Origin of the sequence: Cetobacterium sp. ZWU0022 (genome assembly GCF_000800875.1) — a bacterium.
Lineage (GTDB): Bacteria > Fusobacteriota > Fusobacteriia > Fusobacteriales > Fusobacteriaceae > Cetobacterium_A.
This window is the reverse complement of record NZ_JRJZ01000025.1, coordinates 1-19,077: the sequence shown is the minus strand read 5'-3', so window position 1 is coordinate 19,077 and position 19,077 is coordinate 1. Positions and strand designations below refer to the sequence as shown.

The 19,077-nt window shown below is 26.4% G+C and carries 28 protein-coding genes; 12 read left to right on the top strand and 16 right to left on the bottom strand.

Features of this window, described 5'->3' with window-relative positions:
- Positions 1-37 precede the first annotated feature (37 nt).
- The 3 genes from L988_RS01875 to L988_RS13550 form a co-directional block, all read right to left on the bottom strand.
- A complete protein-coding gene (locus L988_RS01875) occupies positions 38-301 on the bottom strand; it encodes a hypothetical protein (protein WP_047380999.1) in 264 nt (87 codons plus the stop codon).
- On the bottom strand, positions 288-410 hold the full coding sequence (locus L988_RS14015) for a hypothetical protein (RefSeq protein ID WP_255359913.1): 123 nt from the start codon (positions 408-410) through the stop codon (positions 288-290). The genes L988_RS01875 and L988_RS14015 overlap by 14 nt, the downstream gene beginning before the upstream one ends.
- A gap of 202 nt (positions 411-612) precedes the next feature.
- On the bottom strand, positions 613-765 hold the full coding sequence (locus L988_RS13550) for a hypothetical protein (RefSeq protein ID WP_156111912.1): 153 nt from the start codon (positions 763-765) through the stop codon (positions 613-615).
- A 155-nt stretch (positions 766-920) separates the two neighbouring features.
- Here L988_RS13550 and L988_RS01870 point away from each other — a divergent pair, with 155 nt between their 5' ends.
- Positions 921-1,106 (top strand): hypothetical protein, encoded by a 186-nt coding sequence (locus L988_RS01870; protein ID WP_047380997.1) that lies wholly within the window; start codon positions 921-923, stop codon positions 1,104-1,106.
- Between the two features lie 64 nt (positions 1,107-1,170).
- Here L988_RS01870 and L988_RS01865 read toward each other — a convergent pair whose 3' ends face one another.
- The 5 genes from L988_RS01865 to L988_RS01845 all read right to left on the bottom strand — a co-directional run bounded on the left by L988_RS01865 (position 1,171) and on the right by L988_RS01845 (position 6,439).
- A complete protein-coding gene (locus L988_RS01865; protein ID WP_047380995.1) occupies positions 1,171-2,217 on the bottom strand; it encodes a hypothetical protein in 1,047 nt (348 codons plus the stop codon).
- The gene (locus L988_RS01860; protein WP_047380992.1) at positions 2,211-3,662 is read right to left on the bottom strand and encodes an AAA family ATPase; all 1,452 of its coding nucleotides are present in this window, start codon (positions 3,660-3,662) and stop codon (positions 2,211-2,213) included. Before L988_RS01860 ends, L988_RS01865 begins: the two co-directional genes overlap by 7 nt.
- A 201-nt stretch (positions 3,663-3,863) precedes the next feature.
- Complete coding sequence (locus L988_RS01855; protein ID WP_047380990.1) at positions 3,864-4,544, bottom strand: hypothetical protein; 681 nt, start codon at positions 4,542-4,544, stop codon at positions 3,864-3,866.
- A 58-nt stretch (positions 4,545-4,602) separates the two neighbouring features.
- On the bottom strand, positions 4,603-5,958 hold the full coding sequence (locus L988_RS01850) for an exonuclease domain-containing protein (protein WP_052191638.1): 1,356 nt from the start codon (positions 5,956-5,958) through the stop codon (positions 4,603-4,605).
- Between the two features lie 13 nt (positions 5,959-5,971).
- Positions 5,972-6,439 (bottom strand): helix-turn-helix domain-containing protein, encoded by a 468-nt coding sequence (locus tag L988_RS01845; RefSeq protein ID WP_047380988.1) that lies wholly within the window; start codon positions 6,437-6,439, stop codon positions 5,972-5,974.
- A gap of 177 nt (positions 6,440-6,616) precedes the next feature.
- On the opposite strand from L988_RS01845, the gene L988_RS01840 reads away from it, so the two are divergent.
- From L988_RS01840 to L988_RS01795, 11 genes are all read left to right on the top strand, one after another.
- Entirely contained in the window at positions 6,617-6,826 is a 210-nt protein-coding gene (locus L988_RS01840; protein ID WP_047380986.1) for a helix-turn-helix domain-containing protein, read from the top strand.
- A gap of 88 nt (positions 6,827-6,914) precedes the next feature.
- Positions 6,915-7,109: a hypothetical protein gene (locus L988_RS01835; RefSeq protein WP_047380984.1), complete on the top strand. Its 195-nt coding sequence runs from the start codon at positions 6,915-6,917 to the stop codon at positions 7,107-7,109.
- 106 nt (positions 7,110-7,215) lie between these two features.
- Positions 7,216-7,668, top strand: coding sequence for a hypothetical protein (locus L988_RS01830; RefSeq protein WP_047380982.1), 453 nt, complete (start codon positions 7,216-7,218; stop codon positions 7,666-7,668).
- A gap of 101 nt (positions 7,669-7,769) precedes the next feature.
- The gene (locus L988_RS14010) at positions 7,770-7,898 is read left to right on the top strand and encodes a hypothetical protein (RefSeq protein ID WP_255359912.1); all 129 of its coding nucleotides are present in this window, start codon (positions 7,770-7,772) and stop codon (positions 7,896-7,898) included.
- 17 nt (positions 7,899-7,915) lie between these two features.
- Entirely contained in the window at positions 7,916-8,860 is a 945-nt protein-coding gene (locus L988_RS01825; RefSeq protein ID WP_047380980.1) for a helix-turn-helix domain-containing protein, read from the top strand.
- Positions 8,860-9,087, top strand: a complete 228-nt coding sequence (locus L988_RS01820; protein WP_047380978.1) for a hypothetical protein — start codon at positions 8,860-8,862, stop codon at positions 9,085-9,087. Before L988_RS01825 ends, L988_RS01820 begins: the two co-directional genes overlap by 1 nt.
- Before the next feature lie 118 nt (positions 9,088-9,205).
- Positions 9,206-9,520 (top strand): hypothetical protein, encoded by a 315-nt coding sequence (locus tag L988_RS01815; RefSeq protein WP_047380976.1) that lies wholly within the window; start codon positions 9,206-9,208, stop codon positions 9,518-9,520.
- Positions 9,511-10,209, top strand: a complete 699-nt coding sequence (locus L988_RS01810) for a ParA family protein (protein ID WP_047380975.1) — start codon at positions 9,511-9,513, stop codon at positions 10,207-10,209. Before L988_RS01815 ends, L988_RS01810 begins: the two co-directional genes overlap by 10 nt.
- Entirely contained in the window at positions 10,206-10,913 is a 708-nt protein-coding gene (locus tag L988_RS01805) for a hypothetical protein (RefSeq protein WP_047380973.1), read from the top strand. Before L988_RS01810 ends, L988_RS01805 begins: the two co-directional genes overlap by 4 nt.
- A 52-nt stretch (positions 10,914-10,965) precedes the next feature.
- Positions 10,966-11,145, top strand: coding sequence for a hypothetical protein (locus tag L988_RS01800; protein ID WP_047380971.1), 180 nt, complete (start codon positions 10,966-10,968; stop codon positions 11,143-11,145).
- 2 nt (positions 11,146-11,147) lie between these two features.
- Entirely contained in the window at positions 11,148-12,215 is a 1,068-nt protein-coding gene (locus tag L988_RS01795; protein ID WP_047380968.1) for a site-specific integrase, read from the top strand.
- A 24-nt stretch (positions 12,216-12,239) separates the two neighbouring features.
- Here L988_RS01795 and L988_RS01790 read toward each other — a convergent pair whose 3' ends face one another.
- The 8 genes from L988_RS01790 to L988_RS13545 form a co-directional block, all read right to left on the bottom strand.
- Positions 12,240-13,424, bottom strand: coding sequence for a P-loop NTPase fold protein (locus tag L988_RS01790; protein WP_047380965.1), 1,185 nt, complete (start codon positions 13,422-13,424; stop codon positions 12,240-12,242).
- 78 nt (positions 13,425-13,502) lie between these two features.
- Complete coding sequence (locus L988_RS01785) at positions 13,503-13,874, bottom strand: hypothetical protein (RefSeq protein WP_047380962.1); 372 nt, start codon at positions 13,872-13,874, stop codon at positions 13,503-13,505.
- 1,002 nt (positions 13,875-14,876) lie between these two features.
- Positions 14,877-15,521, bottom strand: a complete 645-nt coding sequence (locus tag L988_RS01780) for a hypothetical protein (protein ID WP_047380960.1) — start codon at positions 15,519-15,521, stop codon at positions 14,877-14,879.
- Between the two features lie 27 nt (positions 15,522-15,548).
- Positions 15,549-17,000, bottom strand: a complete 1,452-nt coding sequence (locus tag L988_RS01775) for a hypothetical protein (RefSeq protein ID WP_047380958.1) — start codon at positions 16,998-17,000, stop codon at positions 15,549-15,551.
- A 27-nt stretch (positions 17,001-17,027) separates the two neighbouring features.
- Positions 17,028-17,954, bottom strand: coding sequence for a toxin-antitoxin system YwqK family antitoxin (locus L988_RS01770; protein ID WP_047380956.1), 927 nt, complete (start codon positions 17,952-17,954; stop codon positions 17,028-17,030).
- Between the two features lies 1 nt (position 17,955).
- Positions 17,956-18,450: a DUF2628 domain-containing protein gene (locus tag L988_RS01765; RefSeq protein WP_047380954.1), complete on the bottom strand. Its 495-nt coding sequence runs from the start codon at positions 18,448-18,450 to the stop codon at positions 17,956-17,958.
- Complete coding sequence (locus L988_RS01760) at positions 18,443-18,841, bottom strand: hypothetical protein (RefSeq protein ID WP_047380952.1); 399 nt, start codon at positions 18,839-18,841, stop codon at positions 18,443-18,445. Before L988_RS01760 ends, L988_RS01765 begins: the two co-directional genes overlap by 8 nt.
- Positions 18,831-18,980 carry a hypothetical protein gene (locus tag L988_RS13545; protein ID WP_156110690.1) on the bottom strand — a complete coding sequence of 50 codons (150 nt, stop codon included), beginning with the start codon at positions 18,978-18,980 and terminating at the stop codon, positions 18,831-18,833. Before L988_RS13545 ends, L988_RS01760 begins: the two co-directional genes overlap by 11 nt.
- Between the last annotated feature and the right edge of the window lie 97 nt (positions 18,981-19,077).

The following is a 19,077-nucleotide window of genomic DNA, read 5'->3' as shown; positions in this document are numbered from 1 at the left end:
AAAAATGGTGGTGCTCTTTAAAGGTGCTACAGTGCTGCTAAACAAAGTTGCAAAACACAAAGTGGCAACTTATTAAAATATCTCCATTTAAAGAATTGACTTCATTAACTAAATTTCCAAAATCATTTCTAGCTTTAATAATTAAATCAATTCCAACTAATCTCTCTTTTTTAAAAACTTCCGTTACTAAATAGCTTGTCATATCAAATTCTGTTATTAACTTTCCATCTATATTTGTATTGCATCCAGGACTTATAAAGTTATGTCCTGCTAATAAAATAACTCTTTTAGTTCCTACCATTACTCCATCTCCTTGCTTCTGCATCAGCCTTACCAAATTGAATCATCAACTCTGACTTAGTATCTAAATCAATATCTAAAGCTCCAATCATCTCCATTAACTTTTCCATTTCTTCCATAAAAACTCCTGATAAAAAAATAGACCACCCCTATCCAATCATAATGATTAGATAAGGGTGGTCCTTGACTCATCCTCTTATACCAATTCTATTCAATTCAAGTAATTAATAAAAATTGAATTTAATATGGGTGGGTATCCTTGACCCTACTCATCATATTAAAATATTATTTTTACTTGTATAATTTATGCACTTATTTTATGCTTACTAATTTTGTCGGAGCTATTGTTAAGAATACTCTTCCTGACGCTTCTTTCTCCAATTGGATAGAAACTTTTTTCTCATTCTGAAGATTATCTCCTATCTCCATTAAAATTTCTTGAATTTTTTCATTAAATTTTTCCATTTTACCCCCCTTTATTAAACACAAGGTCTTTTACGGGAATTAGAATACACTAAAAAAACTAAAAATGCAAGAAATTTATTTTTTGTTTATTTTTTTCGATATTTATGTTATATTTTAACTATAAGAAAGACGTTATTTAGGAGGTGCTTTAGGTTATGATTACTTTAGAGGAAGCTGAAGAAAAATTACCAAGACGTGATTTTGATAAATTTGAAAACCTTTTTTATATATCTCAAGAAGAAGAACACCTATCTTCACAATGGTATACAACAAGACAAATGATGCAAGAAATTTTAATAAAATATAATTTAGATGATGGTGATCCTTTTGATTTAAAATAAAAAAATCAATTAAAGAAAGAGTCCTTATTTTATTAAGGCCTCTTTCTTTAATTAATTCTATTTTTTATACAGTAACATAATCATTTGAAATTATCCATGGATAAATTAAACTTGAAATCCTTCTGTATTCTTTTTTTTGTTCTTCTGAACTTTTACTTTTAAAAATTATGTCATCCATTGGCTTTTCCATTATGCTCGTGGGAATGCCACTTCTAAATATATCTTGTGTTTCTATCTGATTTGCAAACTCAAGGATACATATATCTAACTCTATCTTACTATTCCACCAACTTAGAGAACTTGAAACTATTCCACCACCAGATTCGCTTTTCAAATTTTTCATAATTCCTTTTTTAAAATCAAAAAAATTTAACCACTCTTTATCTTTACTGGTCTTATAAATTTGATCAAAAGAAGTTTTAATTTTTGACTCTAAATTTTCTATTACAAATTTATACGGAATTAAACCTTCAACATTTTTATATTCTATCATTATATGCTTACATAAAAAAATATTTTTCTCAAAAACACCCTTAATTTTTGCTGGTGTAGAACTTCTATTTTCTTCCCCGTAATATTTTTGATCACAATCTGTTATAACTACGCTTATTTTTCTTTCTTGTAAATTTTCTTCTAACGTTTTTGCCGTCTGATTTCCATTTCCATTTTGATATTCTAAATTTATTCTCAGATTTTTTTCATATGACATATAACTTTTTATAATAATATCATAAATTTTTTTATCATTTATATTTTCTAAAATAACTTTTATTGGTTTTATCAATAATTCACTAATAAGTTCATATTCATATTCTATTTCCATTTTATTTGTTGCTGAAGCTGATAAAACTACAACTATTCTTTCTAATTTTGAAACAGATGCTAATATCCCCTGTAAATTATCAAAATATTTTATCAATTCCTTTGATTCGTATTTTTCATTTAAAAATAAACAGGCTTGATAATTTAAATAAATAAAATTTTGTGTTGATTTTAATGCAAAAATATTTTCTCCTATATTCTTAGAAATTAAATATGACAATCTTTCAAATTCAATTTCATCTTTCAAATATAAATTTTCTAAAACATCTTTTGTTATTTCGATCACCATTTTTTAATCTCCTTTGCTGAGAAAAATCTAATTGGCCATTCTTCTAATACTCCATCTTGACCATACTTTGTTTTTTTTATCTCTAAATTTTGTTCTTTGTTGAAAATAAATACATTTATATCCTTTGAATCATAATTTTCTATCATTATATTTTTCCCAACTCTATCAATAATTAAAGAACTATGTGTTTCAATAATAAATTTTAAATTAGGATTATCCTTACTTAATTTTAACAATAAATCTAATAAATCTGACTGCATTTTAGGATGTAAATGTAATTCTGGTTGCTCTATAACTATTGTCGCTGCATTATTTTTTCTTTTCCCAAAACATGCATATAAAATTGGTAGTATTTGTGAATACCCTGCTCCTACATCTACTAAATTATTTTTTGCTCCATCTTTTTCTATTTCAACATAGAAAAAAATTGGTTCATCATTTTTTATATTTAATGTTATAACATCTACTTTAAATTTGAAGTGTTCATATATAAAGTTATTAAATAACTCCAAAATTTCTGGTGCATTTGTCTTAAAATTATATAATTGTCTACTTATATCATTGTTTACTGTGTAATCTCCTGTAAACTCATCTTCCACTATTCTATAATATCTTTCACCTAGAGCTCTAATTGCTCCAGTATAAATAATCCCCATAAATTTCCTTTTGAATTCTTTATTTAAATCTCCTAAAATTTTATTTGCCATATAAGTTATTTCATTTTTTATAAATTCATTTGATTTATTTAATACATCTATTTTTTTTCTTTCATTTAAAATTTTTCTTTTTAAGATATTTTTATCAGTTCCATTATACTTAATATCAAATTTTAATTCTTTATTTAGATAGATTTCGTTTCTTTTATTCAGAAGTAAGTGCAATAATTCCATTCTTTCATCTTCTGAAACTTTTGCTTTTTCTGAAGCTTCCATGTATCTATAAAAAATATTTTCTAGATTTGAAGCTCCTAAACTTGGAAAGCAAAAATCTTTTGTATACTTCATTATAGTTATATCCGATATTTCTAATTCTTGGTTATTCAACTTTATTTTTTCTAACTTATTTTTATCTAAAATTATTTCCAAAGTAGAATCATTTAAAACAATGATAATTTTCTTTAAAATATTTTTTTCATAAGCCCATTCTATTCCTTCAATAAAAAAGTCTCCATAACTTTTTATTTTTTTTTCAAAAATAACTTTAAATCCAACCGTGCTTTCATCTTTATTTTTAATTAAATTAGAATATTCCCCGAAATCTATTCCTTCTTTAAAATTAGTGTGTAATTTTTCAAAGGAAAAATATGCTGTTTGCTTTAATAATTGAAGACTTCTCAAAAAGCTACTTTTTCCACTACTATTTTCTCCAACTATTATATTTATTTTATTTAAATCAAATTCATAATCTTCTATCATTTTATAATTCTTTAATCTATAATTCTTCACTTATTCCCCCTAATTCTTATGTTATAATAATTTTTATTTAAAAATAATTTCTTTTTAACTTTTTCTACAATAATTCATAATTTCTAACTTAAGTTTAATTTAAGCTTTATACAATCACTCCTAACTCTTCTTTTTTTAATATTTATTTTATATGATTTTCTCTTAACTTTAAACTTTATCTACACTGGACTATCGGAATCATTAAAGTAAGTCCATTATTTTCATTCCTAATTCACTCAAATATTCTATCTTAACTTTTTTATATTTTTGTTGACTTTCATTAGATAAAAAAGAAAGTGCACCTATATTTTCTGCTGTATTCCAACTATTCTTTGTGTATATCTCTAGCTCAACTTCTTTTTCAATTATTATTTTTTTTTCAATCAAAAAATCTATACTTAAATTCACTAGCTCTTTTGGACACCCTTCAATTTCTATTCTATTTTTTATTCTTGAATTATTTAGAAAATATAAATCTCTACCCGTAAAGCATTCTAACTCTTCTATTTCACCATGTATTTTTGAAACCTCAATTAAAACAATTAAATCTAACCAACTTAAGAGTTTTAAAATTTTAATATATTCTCTAGTATATAATTCTTCTAGTTCAATTCCGTTTATAAGAACATTTCCAATTGCTTTAAATAAATCATTGTCTAGGTTTTTAGAGTTCTCTATATAATCTTCTAATTCAATTAGACATCCTGCTAATATTTCTTTTTTTCTTTCGCTATCTAATTTGCCATTAAATTTGTCATTAAAAATATTCTTCAAATAATCTTTACACATGTATTTAGCAAAATCCCTTAAGCTATATCCTGTTATTCCCATAACAGCACTCATTACATCTAGTACTTCTTTATGATCTTTTATTAAGTCCAATATTTTTATTTCCCCTTTCTATCTATATAAGATATTTTTTTATCTAAAATACAATATTCTAATTTAAACTATCTCTAAATTTTATACCTAATTCTGTTGATTTATAAACTTGCTTTATATTATAATCATTTAGATTTATATTTTCTAAAATTCTATCTATCAGTACTTTTTTAGTTTTTTCAGAGTTTTCTAATTTATTTTCTTGAAGTATATTTTGTAACTCCGCAACTTTTAATTTACTAAAATAATTATGTTGAGTCTCTCTTGTCTCTTCTTCTTGGATAAGCCCTTCCTCCAAACATTCATTAAATATTGTAATCTTTTCATCTATAGTAAATGTTTCATCCATATTATGTGTTACAATATTTTTTATACTTTCATATGAGTTATTATGACTTACAAATATAATAAAAGCTTTAGCATTATTATATGCATTTTTCTCTACTTTAAATGTTTCAGTATCTTCTACTATTTCAAACATATCATAAAAGACTTCCTCAGGAATTATTTCAATATCTTGACCTTTTAACTTTAAAGTTTCTGCCTTTATAATTTTTGAACTTTTTTCTCCAGTTACAGTCTTAGAATAATCTAAATCACCCATCACAAGGAAGTTTGTCTCTTTATTTACACCACCATTTACTTTCCCACCAAAATCAACTACTAACTGCATAGCATCCTTTCTAGTTAATCTCGTTAATGTTCCTGTAAAAACAAACTGCTTATTATAACCTTGATGACTTAAATCAAACTCTTTATTCTCTGATACTATATCTTTAGAATTTAAATATTGAGCTTTTTTTCTAGCTTCTAAAAAATTCTCATGTGTTTGATGCTTATCTAAAATCAATTCTTGGACTTTTTCAAAAATAATTTTAGATACTTGACAATCTTTTTCCCCTCTATGCATTCCGTTTGTATCTATTTCATAATAGTTAGCTAACTTCTTCAATCTGAATGAATCAACTTTGTCTTTAAGAGCATATTTTGCAACTCTCATAATATCTACAAAGTTATTTTCTAAAAATTTATTGGACGCTCTTAATAAGTTGTCGTATAAAAAGTTTATATCAAAATTTACATTGTAGCCCACCAAAATATCATCTTTATTTATAAAGTTCATAAAATCAGATATAACCTCTTTTACCTCTCTTGAGTTTCTTACCATCTCATTAGTTATTCCTGTTAATTTCGCTATAAAACCATCTATTTCATACTTTGGTTTAATTAGCTCACTAAAAGTATCTATAACTTCTCCATCTTTAATTTTTAAAGCTGATATTTCTATAATTTCATTGTATATTGGACTCAATCCTGTAGTCTCTAAGTCTATTAAAATGTAATCCTTCGGAAACTCTAGTAAGCTCAAGCCTTTCTTTTCCCTAATTACTCTACCAGCATCTTGATTACTCATAACTTAATTCCCCCTAATTTTTTATATAATCATTTATAAATTTTAAAACCTTCTCTTTTTCTTTTTCACTCAACTCATTCATCTCTTTGCACAGCTCAGTTCCAGCATAAGAGTGATTGATCTTATTTCCATCTCCTACGATAATATGCCCATTATTGCTATTACTTTCAATGTTTAGTTGATTTCTACATTCTTCTAATTCTTTTTTTAATTGTTGGATTTCATTTTCCATCTCAATTATCTCCATTCTTATATTTGGAGGTAATTTTTCTAATTCTGAAAGCTTATAAAACTTTTGTTTTTCTTCAGTTGTCAATTCCAAAGCATTTAATATTTTTTCTTGACTACTTAAAGCTCCATTTAATTTTCCTTTTTCTATTTCCGAAATAAAAGTATGAGATAAATTTGTTTTATAAGACATTTGTCTTAATGATAATTTTTTTTCTAATCTAATTTTTTTTAAAAATTCTCCTGCTTTCATACTTCTCCTTTCTTTAAATTAATTATACTTTTATTCATATTATACAGATATTAATTATAAAAGTAATCTAAAAAAGCTTACTAACTTCAAAAAGTGTAACTTATTATAGTTGACATTTTGTCAACAGCATGATATAACTATTCTTGTAAACTATAAAAACTTACAAAAGGAGGGAAAATGAATTTTTCAATTATTTTAAGAATGTACTTAAAAGAGAAAAATATTAAACTTATCGAGTTAGCTAATCTTCTTGGTATAAGTCGTCAAACTTTGAACAGTTCTCTCAAACGCTGGGAAGTTACAGAGCCTACTTTGAAAACTATAAAAAAAATATCTAAAGTATTAAACGAATCACCATCACTTTTTATTAATAAATTAAAACTGTAAGTTTTTTTAAAGGACTTACAATATATTATCACGTAATAATATATTTCATTTTATAAATACAGATAAAAAATTAAAATTGGAGGTTATTGTGGTAGATAAATTAGAATTGGTTGAAAATCTTATTAAAGAGATTAAGTTTTACGGGCTTGAAAATGAAATTGAAACCGAGATTTCTGATATGAAAAGTTTTGAAAAAGAGTTTTTCGAAGAAGCTATACATGGTAATTATTTTTGGAACTATGTTTCTATCGTCAGTAAAATTTTATTTGAACACCTTTCATAATTAAGTTGCCTACTCTTTTTCATGGTAGGCACTCTATTAGAGGTCATCATCCCCCCATGGTGGCTTCTAACAGAGTTTTTAAACAAAATATACTAGGAGGTTATCGATGAGAACAGAAAGTAGCAACTCTTTAGCACTTGAAAGGTCTATGAATCTTCAATGTCATATCATGACTTTTGAAGAAGCTCTTAGACATGCAAGTGTTAATGATAAATTGGATGACGAAAGAAGAGAGAAAATGTTTGGACTTATGAAATGGAAATTTGATATGAACATTCATTTTGATAAACGATATGAAATAATATTATCTTTAGAAAATTTAGAGGAAATAAAAAAAGAGCTCTTGTCATTAAAAAAAGAGATTAAAAGTTTTAATGATAAATTTGAAAAAAGCTTTGAGATTTTAAAAAGAGATGAGCTTTATTATGAAAAGATTGATGATGATGTAAGAACATATTTAATCAATTATGCTGCTAGATGTAGAGAAAAACTAAGAATTGAAAATTCAATGGTTGAAGAGAAACTAATCAGAGAAAATAAAGAAAATTTAAACAAATAAAAAAGGCAGGTATACTCACCCACCAATATCTCTCGCAAAGATATTATAGAGTATACCTCCTAAAAATGCAAATACTTTTTGCAAATAGGGAGGTTTTTTTTATGAGAATAAAAGTTTTATCAAATACTATAGAAGCAAGTATTTTCCATCAAGGTGAAAGATACTATTTCAAAGGGAATATGGATTCCATTTTTAAAGATATAAGCAAATTACTAAATGTTAAATACTAATTCTATTGGAGGAACAAATGAACAATAAAAATTTTTGGGATGCTATGCAAGATTTAAGTCCAGCACTATTTAAAACATATGCTGCTATAAATAAATTATCAGATAACGAGGTTGGATATTGCTTTGCTACAAACGAAAGCATATCTATTAAACTTAACAAGCATGAAAAGAGTATCAGCAGAGATATAAGCGAACTAATCGAGCTTGGATATCTATTTGCCAATCAAATAAAAATTGGATTTAAAGTTATTGAAAGACGTTTATACACTGCTGAAAATATCAAAACTTATATGAAGGATCAAAAGAACATTTCAAACTTAATTAAAACTACAATGAAAGAGATTGAAGGAGTATTTTATTACTACAACGAATCTAATTCTACGGGTAACAAAAGTGTTACTCGTAAATATACAGGTAACAAATTTGAGGATGGCACGGGTAACAATTATGAGGAGCGTACGGGTAACAAAAATGTTACGGTAACTAATACTAATATAACTAATACTAATTCTACTACTACTGAAATAAATACTGAACCAAAAAAAGAAAGTAGTAGTAGTCAATTTTTAAATATTTTAGATTCAAGTACAAAAGCAAATATCCTATCAAGTAATCCAAATATCACAGAAGCAGAGTTTAATGCTCTCTATGAAAAATGCAAACTTGAAGTTAAACAAGGATTTGCTAAAAACCTAAACAGTATTCTTGTGCAATCAGTTAGAGGACTTTGGAACTTCCAAGCTAAAGAAATTTCACCTAAATCAACTACACAAAAACCTAAAGCTGAAAAAGTAATTGTAACAATAGCAAATGACTGTATTGATTTTTACCAATGTTTCAAAGATTATCATACTCACGATGAGATAATTCAAAAATTTAAAAAATCTTGTACTGGTATGGATGAAGAGTTAATCAATAACTACACTGAAAAAGTTATCAAAGCATTGAAAGAGGTGGGATAATGGATGATAAGCAAAAGGAATTAATCAGATTAAGAAATTCACTTAATACTGAATTAGATATGACTAAATCAGATATAACCGAGTCTGAACAAGCTCTAAGAAAGCTCAAGCAAAAGAGATCAAGACTTGAAGCTAGAATTGCTAAAGTTAATGGTGAAATTATAAAAGCCAATAACGGTGGTAAAGAGGTTCCAATCTATTTCTGTAACTCGAAAGGAATGATTTAAATAGAATTTACAAAAAATAAAAAAAGGTTCAGCCCAAAAGCCAAACCCTCACATAGCAATGAGAGTATAACACTGAGCCTTCTTGTATGTCAATTAAAAAAATATCTTGGAGGATAAAATGATAATAAAACTTAATAAAAACGACTTTAAAAATCTTATGGAGATTTTAGAAAAACATCAAATAATACAGGCTTCAACTTCAAATGAAGTTGTACAATTTGAAGCTTTCAAAATTGTTTATAAACTTAGTTTAGAAGAGGAGCTAGTACAAATCAAAAGCCAATCTAGAGATATTGATGAGTTTTTCAATAAAATCCATCAAATAGCTGAAATAGAAGACAGAATGATTCCTGGTGAAGGAAAGTGTTCTTTAAAGAAAATTATCGAAAAAGAGTTAGGTATTAATTTATCGGAGGTAGAAGAATGTCAGTAATTTTAATTAAAAATAATAAAGGAGGAGTTGGCAAAAGTTGGATAACTCTCCAACTCGCTCATGGACTTCAGCATGTAACAAATAAAAAGGTTTTAATTATAACGTCTGATAACCAGAATAATATTTTAGAATATGCAGGAAAAGAAAAAATAGTATCTGACTCAGGATTAGAAAAATGGATTAGAACTGGAGCTGGTGATCTTGTAAGATTAAGAGAAAAATTATTTTTTATACCTCTCAAAACATCACACCTTAACCTACAGTCGAAAGGTAAGTTGAAAGAGCTATTTGAGGTATTTAAGCAAGAATATGCATATATTTTAATAGACTCTACACCTGTTGTTGGAATAGATAAATACTTTGTTGAATTAGCAGATAAAGTAGTTGTTCCTGGATTTGCTGATAAGGTAACTATAAATTCTATAACTTCACTTTTAGAAGGAGTTGAAATTAGAAAAGTCAAATCAGTTATCATAAACAAATGGACTAAAACAGCTAAAGAGAAAGAATACTATAATGGATTGAAAGAGGTCTTAGAGCCTTTCGAAATACATCTAACTGCTCCAATAAGTCAAAGTGCAACAATTGGAAAACTTATTGATGATGGAAAAACAATCTGGGAATCTAACTCTAAAAAAATTAAAACAATACAAGAAAGTTTTGTGACTGTGATCGAGGAGATACTATGAAAGCATTGGCTAGTTTAAAAGCAAAAGTACAAGAGGATTATCAAAGTTCATTCGAATTTGAAAAGTATGAAATTGAGGAAGATATCAAAAAAGAGGTTATTGAAAATGAAGCTATTATATTTCGGAACTTCCGAAATATGTCTGAATCTTTATATAAAGTTTGTAAGGCTCTTTATGAAAATTCTCTAAAATTGAAAAGGTCTGAAGGTAGCTTTATGGCCTGGTATGAAAATATTGGATTGAGTAAAGATAAAGTATCTGAGCTTTTAAAAAGATATGATTTATATATGAACTTTCCAGATAAGGCTCAATATATAACAAGTCTTTCAACTCAGGCAGTTAAACTACTTACAGGTAAGGACCTTGATATAAATATTGTTTATGACACTGTGGAGTTGGAACTTATAAAAGTTGATGACATCAGATGCTTTATAGAGGCTAGAAGTACTCCAAAAGAGGATACCATAGAGCTAGAAGATGGATACAAGATTGAACCTCTTATTCAGAAAGAAACTAAAAAATGTGTCAACTATAAAAATTTTGAAAAGTTAAGAAAAAATATATCAGCTATGGATTCAAAACAAATATCTCAGGTTGAAAAAGAGATTGATCTATTTGAGAAATATATCAAAGAACTTAAAAAATCTTTAGCTGATAGAAGCTTAGAATTTGACAATAAAAATAATATTAAATTAATTAAATAGGTAGTTATAAAATACAAGTTTAAATTTATAAATTATAATTAGGAGGGTTGTTATGTCTACTATGATAGCAGTTGAAGAAGTTGCAAAACTTTGCAATGTTGGAAATGGTAAAGCTTATCAAATCATTAGAGAAGTTAATAAGGAAATGAAAGAAAAGGGATATCTAATAATCAGAGGTAGAGTTAATAAACTTTATCTATTAGAGAGATTTGGAATAACAAAAGGAGATTAATTATGCCAGCAACTAAGGATAAGAACGGGACTTGGATGTCCCGTTTCTATTATGTAGATTACGAAGGAAAAAGAATTAGAACTTTTAAAAGAGGTTTTAAAACTAAAAGGGATGCTCTTGAATATGAAAGAGAGTTTTTATCTAAGTATAAATTTGAAGTTACTATGACATTTAAAAGTCTATATGAACTTTATATAGATGATTTAAGTCATAGATTAAGAGAACATACTATCATAAACAAAAAATATATAATTGAAATGAAAATCCTACCATTTTTTAAAAATATGAAGCTTAATGATATTACTCCAGTTATAGTTAGAAAATGGCAAAATGAACTTTTAAAAGCTATAAACCCAAGTAGTGGAAATCCATATAGTCAAACCTACATTAAAACTATTCATAATCAACTTACAGCTATTTTTAACTACGCTATTAAGTTTCATTCATTACAAGAAAACCCTTGCCATAAAGCTGGAAGTATTGGAAAGAAACATGCTGAAGAAATGAATATCTGGACACCTGAAGAATTTAAATTATTTATTGAAACTCTTAAAGATCACCCTGCTGCTTATACAGGATTTAATATTTTATTCTGGTGTGGCCTTAGAGTTGGAGAGCTCCTAGCTCTTGAAGTAAAAGATATTGATTTTGAAAATGAAACTTTAAATATTAACAAATCTTATCAGAGATTAAATAAAGAAGATGTAATTACTGAGCCTAAGACTCCTAAGAGTAAAAGGGTTATTGAAATGCCTGCTCAATTGATTCCAATATTACAAAACTACCTAACAGCACTGTATAAACCAAAACCTAGAACAAGGTTAATTCCTCATACCAAATATATTTTTGAGCATGCTATGAAAAAGCATTCAGAAATTGCTGGAGTAAAAAAAATAAGGATACATGATCTTAGACATTCACACGCATCCTTACTTATTCATTTAGGTGTTAATCCTCTAGCTATTGCTAGAAGATTGGGACATGAAAAGGTTGAAACGACCTTAAATACTTATTCTCATCTATTTCCTAATAGTAATAAGGAGATGATGGAGTTATTAGGAAAGATATAAGGCTGATAAAAATCAGCTTTATATTTATATATAATTAAAATATAAACTTCGATTTTCTATATAAAAAATTTCTTTAGTTTTTGGAGAAGGACTTTTAGCCTCTTTATTCATTTTTATAAAAAATGGATTACTTCCTGTTGATCCACACCTAAATACTTTATATAAAATTTCTTCTTCTAAAGTTAGAGTATTTATATCTTCTCTTAAAATTTTTCCCACTTTCTTTTCTATCTCATTTATATTATCTAAATAAAATTTATATAATTGAGGCTTTGTTATTTGTAATACTTTCATAATTACATAGTCTGAAATGTCTAAATAATTTTTTGCATATTCTGCTCCAAATCTTATATGATTTAATATTTTTTCAATTTGACGTATATCTTTTACTAACATTGTTATAATATTTTTATATTTATTTTCAATAGTTTTATTTTCTACTTCAAAAATGTTATTTATTCTATCAAAAAAAATTTCGATTAAATCCTCTTTCAAAATAAAAGGTACTTCAATTTGAATTTGTACTATTTTTTCTAAATATTCATTTCCTCTTTTTTGTGATATTGAATTTAATGCATTTACAACAAGTTCATAATCATATGCTAAAATATATATTACATTATTAAATTTACCTGCACCTTTAATCAATTGAAATATTTCTATTATTTCAGTATCACTTAATCTATCTATATCATCTATTATAACCACAGTTTTTTTATTTTCTTTTCCCAAAGATATATTTATTTTTTCTTTCATTTTTTCTATATCAATTTTTTCTGGCTTAAGACTATTTCCCATCGCCTCCATTCCTTCTGATAATATTTTTATAAGATCACCAGCTACAGGAATTAATCCAAAAGGTTTTAAAAATTTGGACATTATTTGCAATTGTTGACTTACTTCTGCGGCATCTTTTCTACAGCTAAGCCCCATAAAATAAGAAAATTGTTCAAAAAAATCTGAAATTATTTGTTTTCTACTTACAAAATTCCACGGGCTAAATTTAAATATTTCAATATTACCTTTCAGTTTTTCTTCTAATAAATTTAGAATTGATGTTTTTCCAGTTCCCCATTCACCCTCTAAACCTATTACAAAATTCTCAGTATCATTATAGTTTAAAATCCCTTCTGCAATTCTTTTTACAAAATTCTCTCTTTTTAATAAATCATGATCCTTTGTTTGTATTGCTTTTTCAGCTCTTAACATAATTTATAATTCCCCCATTACTACATTTTTATAATTTATATTTTAAATAAAAAAGCTTCTAATAAGAAGCTTTTTATTTTATCCGACCTTTATTTTTTCAAATGCGATTTTATAATATATTGCAATATAGCCTACTGTGAACATAAGTTCTTGCTCTGTATAATTATGTTTTGAATTTTTTTGAACAAAACCTATTATACTATTAGCTTTTTGATGAACTTCTTGTGACATTTGATATGTATTTCTTTTTCCATTTAAAACCTTTAATCCTGATGCTAAAACAGAACTCATATACGGTGTTCCTGTTTCAGTATCGCAAAGATCATCGCAGTGACTTTCCATATTTTTTAGTTCTGAGCTATAACTTCTTAAAAAACATACCAACTGTTCTTTACTATAACTCTCTAATTTTTTAATAATTTCAGCATAATTTTTTCTTAATTTTTTCAAGTTAGATTCCCTGCTTTTTCCAAGCATACAAAATAAGATAAAAAACTATTTAAATAGTACCATATTGTCAACATTTTAGTTTTTTATTTGAATTCAAATACCTCCTAGATTAATTTTCAAATAATCTAGAATATCCCCTTATTTTTTATGCTTTTAAGCAAAAATCAACTAAAAAGTAAATTTTTATCTTTACTTTTTCTGCTTTTTATGTGATAATTATTACATAAAATTTGCATGAAAAAAGAGAGTAAAATCGCTGTCCGCATTATTACTCACGTAGGAAATATCCTAGTAAAAGTATTTTAGTTGGCGCTAAGATACTTTTTTTATTTATTTGTAGAATCATAATAACACATATTTTTTTAAAAATCTAGTCTTTTGTTTTTAAAACGCTTTCATTTGCCTTTTTTAGCCCTTCAGAATCAATTTTAGTATTACAACATACAGGTGTCACACTTGTGCCTTATTTTTAATTTTACAAAGTATTTTGCTTTCACAACAATTTAAAAAATATTTTTAACTGCACCCAAAATGCACCCATTTTATTAAAAAAACAATAAAAAATACTTATTTTTAAATTTTCGACCCCTTAAAAACCTAATAAAATCAATACATTTAAAAACAAACATTTTTTTTAAAGTTGAGTGGGAGTAGTATTTGAAAGTTAAATAACGTTTATTAATAAAAGTGTTTCGATATATATTTTAGAGGACTATTTGACTTTTTGTAATAAATAATTTAAAATTAACTCAAGAACCTTAAAGGATCTGTTGAATTGGTAAAAAAAGCGAATGATATAGGCTTTCACTTCGGTGGAAGCTTATTTCATGTATATAAGTTAGTCGCTTTTCTTCTATGTAGATAACCAATTCAACAGAAGGTTTGGCTATGTTTAAGCTAGAATTCAACTTTAACAATAACACGATTGAGGGAGGAACTTTAATTACAATTCTCTTAATCAGTGTTTTGGTTATAGTTATTTTAGTTAAACTGATATCAAAATTACACTTCTATTTTAAAATAAGTTTTTAAAATAGTTATATAATCTTTTGGAATAAGGATATAGTTAACTTTATATAAAATTTTATTCTCGTTAATCTCCTCTTCTATACTAGTTGTCATTGCCCACTTCCCGTCAATAACTCCTACTTCCCCTTTATAGTTAGTTGGAACATATGCATCTTCATAAGCAACATATAAAGCTCTCATCATTAGACCTGGTTTTAACCTAAAAAGTGGATCTTCCGATTCATATCTATTTACTTCTAAATTTTTACTCCCTTCTAATATTTTAGAAATAGTCTTACACAAATCTTCATCAGAAAAAATTTCATATCCCCAAGATACTTTAGTTATTTCTCCTGTTGTAGGTATTTTAAACTCCTCTTTTACATAGAGTGCATTATCTAAAAAAGATCTGTAAACTATAAAAGTTTCCGTTATATCTCCTACACTAAAGAGAGAAAATCCATCACCTTTGGCTATTCTTTTTCCCTCTTTATGTCCTCCCTGAGAGACGATGTAGGTACTACCTTTCCAACGTATACTATCTCCAAAAATCTCAGGAGGATTCTTTTCATTATTAAGATAAATCTTAAAAAAAATAAAAATAACAACTCCAAATAAAATAAATTTAAATTTCCTCATCTATCTCTCCTAAACATCTTCAGATATCTACAATTTATTTTTTACAAACCAATATTTATATAGATACATAAAAAATAGATATAAATATAACAGAACAATTAAAATATAAATCTTAAACATCTCTTTTAAATTTTGAAACTCATTTTCACCGAAATCTTTTTTAGAAGCATCTAACGTTATTATTTTAGTCATTTTATTTTTCTTTGTTATAACTCCTGTCGTACTAAACTCGATTCCATTTACAAACTTTAAAATTTGTTTTGAATTTCTTTTTAATAAATCGTAACTGATACCTCCAGTCGAAAAAGTATAGTAGCGTCTTACATTTTCAGGTATCAAATCTATCTTAAACATAAAATCATTTTTTCTAATCTCTCTACGCTCTTTTAAAAATTCAATCTCTTGTTCATAAAAACTATAAACATCAGCCATTTGAATAACGCTTTCATTTCTCAAAGGATATAGTGGAAGTTCTTTAAGACGAGTTACTACCTCATTATCTTCGGTAGAGTTTTCCTTTCTTAAAAGATAGATTGTTCCTGTATATTCATCTGACATAGCCTGAATATTTTTTAGAATTAATTTATCTCCTATTTCAAAATCTAAAAAACTATATTCTTTCTCTCTCGTAATAACTATCTCTTTTGGAGTACCTCTATGTAGGCCATCACTATAGATTTTAAAAGCTTTAAAAGAAAAAACTAAACAAACGATTAACGTTAATAAAGTAGATATTTCAATACATCTAACCCGACTAACTCTAGTAGTTAACTTTCCATTTGTTATAACATCATCTATTGAAAAAGTTGGAAAATATTCCACTTTACATAATTTTTCTCCAATTCTATATAGTTTTGAAAAAAGCAGACCACTTAAATTAAAAATAATAGTACATGTCACAATACACAAAGTAAATATAATCGTTAGTTTTGAAAAAGGATTAAAAAATGCAACCAACAAAAATATAAAAGATAAAATAAGGTTACTAAAAATTGGATCTGTTTTATCTTTTTCTATCGGAAAACTCTTAATCTCTTTAACATAATCTAAAATATTAAATCCATTTATCTCAATAACATAAAAACTTCCTGAATGTATAACTCCTTTTAAAGTTACAACATCATTCTCTTTTAAAAAGAATTCATTCTTATTTATAAAATGAAAATTAAAAATATTTATTTTCCAATCGTTGATATAGTCAAAAGAGTATCTGTACTTAATCCCATATTTCCCACGAAAACTTCTATCTTTTTTCTTGACCTCTCCTTCTAAAATAGTCACAGTCCCTTTATTTTTTAATAAGAATATATTTTTGTAAATTCCATTCAATAAAAGCAAATCTTTTTTAGACAAAATCTCCTTAGTTTCTTTAACCCTTTCTAATTTTTCCTTAATCACCGGTTCAAAATAAAAACTATCATAAACATAGCATAGATAGAAAAAAATAATAAAAAATGTAATTATTAAAAGTTCTCCCATTTTCCCCTCATCTCTATAAATTATTATTTAATTATCAGATTTATAATTTTTTTTATATAACTCACTTTCTTCATCTTCATTTAAAACACACTCATAGATAATAGCTCCATCTTCTGAATACTCTACCTCTTTAGATCCTGTTCTCTTATCACCAACATAAGTATCCATAACTTCATAAATTAATCTATCATTTTTAAAATTTTGTGTTTTTATCCATATACCACTTCCAAGTTTATTAACTTCATCAACAAAAAATGCAATTGGAGAATCATATTTGAAAACTTGAACTATCGTAACATCTTTTAAATGCTCATACTCTTTTTTTAAAAATATCTTTGAAGAAACATCATTTGAAATCTTAGCTAATACTTTCCTATCAGAATCATAATAAATTAAAGATATCAATCGATCATCTTCCCACATTTCATCTGTTACAATCTCTTTTGATGAATAATATGTTTTTTTCACTCCATCTAATTTCCCATTTTTCCAGTTGGAAAACTCTTTGATACTTCCATCTTCAAAATATTCATAATATTCGCCTACGTATTTTCCATTTTTCAAAGTATATTCCAATCTTTTTTTATCCGTATAGAGTGGTTTTATTTTTCCTTTTCCAATCCACTCAACTCTAAAATCCTCCTCATAATATTCAATGAATTTCCCATTACTAGCTTTATAATCTCTATATAAATCTATAGGAAAAAGAATTGTATCATACAGAAATGACGATGTTCTATCTACCATATATACAGGAATTGCTAAAGGCTCTAAAGTCATTCCAAGCACAATATATAAAGTTCCCTCTGTGCTATTACTACTCATCTTAAAATTAAGAGAGGGATATACTCCTCTATATCCCTCTCTTCTTTTAATTTTAGATGTGAAAGATGTCAAAAATATAAAAATGGCTATACCAATTCCTACTATTAATTTCTTATTCGAACTTTTCACATTACTCTCCCAATAAAAGCATTAAAATAATTCCAGCTACTCCTGCTATAGCCATTGGCATTAAAACACCTAAAATAAATCCATATAAAATTCCTATTTTTGAAACTCCTATTTTTTCATCACCTTTAGTTATTCTTCTTTTTAAAGATAAAAAATAGATATAGTTACCAAAAAATCCCATCAGTCCCATCAAAGCATAATTCAAGCCTCTAATAGTAGAATTAGAGATTACTTTGAAAGAGAAAAACTCATACATCATTGCTATAAAACCTAATAAAGCAACACAACAACCAACAATAAAAGTTTCAAAATACATTCGTCTATATCCCATCCATAATGGACCTAAAAATAAGGCACAGAAATTAGTTTTATTTTTTGGTCCTTTAAAAATATTTAGATAGTACTCTCCTTTTTTATCAATATACTTTAATAATTTCTCCTCATTACTTTCTAAGAACTCTTTATTTTTTTGATTTGATTTTATATAATTACTCATCTTCTCTCTCCTTCTTTTGAAATTGTCCATATTTATTATAGTATTTTATTTCTACAGAATTATATTTTTTTATAATTTCATCTGAGTTAAGCATTAAATCTTTGTACTCAATATTATATACCTTAACAATAAAAGAATCATCCTCTAAATAGGTAAATAACTCTCTTACATAAAGTTCCTCGTCATAATCATTAATCTCTTGATACACCAAGTCTCCTATATCGTTATAAATAAATTTTTCAACAACTCTACCAGCAACATCAAAATCTAAACTACACTCTAACTTTTCATTCTCTTTAAAGAAATTCGAAAATATTAATCTACCATCTTCATCATATCCATGCTCTTCCTTCATATTCCCTTCTGGATAATAACTTATACTATTTTTCATATTCTATCAATTCTCCTTCTTCTGAATAAAAATTATGCTCTCCTATCCAAGAGATATCATTGTTATAATTATCTTCATAAATATAATCTCCCTCTTCTCTTATGTTACCATTAGGATAATATCTTTTAAATCTATACACATTTTCATCCGATAAATAAATTGTACTACTCTCTAAAGTTTATAGCAATAGGTAAGGCTTTGAAGTTATCTCCACCTTTTCCCCTGCTCCACACCGT

Coding starts and splice junctions, on each gene's coding strand:
- L988_RS01875 (WP_047380999.1), bottom strand. CDS start 301: ATGGTAGGAACTAAAAGAGTTATTTTATTAGCAGGACATAACTTTATA.
- L988_RS14015 (WP_255359913.1), bottom strand. CDS start 410: ATGGAAAAGTTAATGGAGATGATTGGAGCTTTAGATATTGATTTAGAT.
- L988_RS13550 (WP_156111912.1), bottom strand. CDS start 765: ATGGAAAAATTTAATGAAAAAATTCAAGAAATTTTAATGGAGATAGGA.
- L988_RS01870 (WP_047380997.1), top strand. CDS start 921: ATGATTACTTTAGAGGAAGCTGAAGAAAAATTACCAAGACGTGATTTT.
- L988_RS01865 (WP_047380995.1), bottom strand. CDS start 2,217: ATGGTGATCGAAATAACAAAAGATGTTTTAGAAAATTTATATTTGAAA.
- L988_RS01850 (WP_052191638.1), bottom strand. CDS start 5,958: ATGAGTAATCAAGATGCTGGTAGAGTAATTAGGGAAAAGAAAGGCTTG.
- L988_RS01845 (WP_047380988.1), bottom strand. CDS start 6,439: ATGAAAGCAGGAGAATTTTTAAAAAAAATTAGATTAGAAAAAAAATTA.
- L988_RS01840 (WP_047380986.1), top strand. CDS start 6,617: ATGAATTTTTCAATTATTTTAAGAATGTACTTAAAAGAGAAAAATATT.
- L988_RS01830 (WP_047380982.1), top strand. CDS start 7,216: ATGAGAACAGAAAGTAGCAACTCTTTAGCACTTGAAAGGTCTATGAAT.
- L988_RS14010 (WP_255359912.1), top strand. CDS start 7,770: ATGAGAATAAAAGTTTTATCAAATACTATAGAAGCAAGTATTTTCCAT.
- L988_RS01825 (WP_047380980.1), top strand. CDS start 7,916: ATGAACAATAAAAATTTTTGGGATGCTATGCAAGATTTAAGTCCAGCA.
- L988_RS01820 (WP_047380978.1), top strand. CDS start 8,860: ATGGATGATAAGCAAAAGGAATTAATCAGATTAAGAAATTCACTTAAT.
- L988_RS01815 (WP_047380976.1), top strand. CDS start 9,206: ATGATAATAAAACTTAATAAAAACGACTTTAAAAATCTTATGGAGATT.
- L988_RS01810 (WP_047380975.1), top strand. CDS start 9,511: ATGTCAGTAATTTTAATTAAAAATAATAAAGGAGGAGTTGGCAAAAGT.
- L988_RS01805 (WP_047380973.1), top strand. CDS start 10,206: ATGAAAGCATTGGCTAGTTTAAAAGCAAAAGTACAAGAGGATTATCAA.
- L988_RS01800 (WP_047380971.1), top strand. CDS start 10,966: ATGTCTACTATGATAGCAGTTGAAGAAGTTGCAAAACTTTGCAATGTT.
- L988_RS01795 (WP_047380968.1), top strand. CDS start 11,148: ATGCCAGCAACTAAGGATAAGAACGGGACTTGGATGTCCCGTTTCTAT.
- L988_RS01790 (WP_047380965.1), bottom strand. CDS start 13,424: ATGTTAAGAGCTGAAAAAGCAATACAAACAAAGGATCATGATTTATTA.
- L988_RS01780 (WP_047380960.1), bottom strand. CDS start 15,521: ATGAGGAAATTTAAATTTATTTTATTTGGAGTTGTTATTTTTATTTTT.
- L988_RS01775 (WP_047380958.1), bottom strand. CDS start 17,000: ATGGGAGAACTTTTAATAATTACATTTTTTATTATTTTTTTCTATCTA.
- L988_RS01765 (WP_047380954.1), bottom strand. CDS start 18,450: ATGAGTAATTATATAAAATCAAATCAAAAAAATAAAGAGTTCTTAGAA.
- L988_RS01760 (WP_047380952.1), bottom strand. CDS start 18,841: ATGAAAAATAGTATAAGTTATTATCCAGAAGGGAATATGAAGGAAGAG.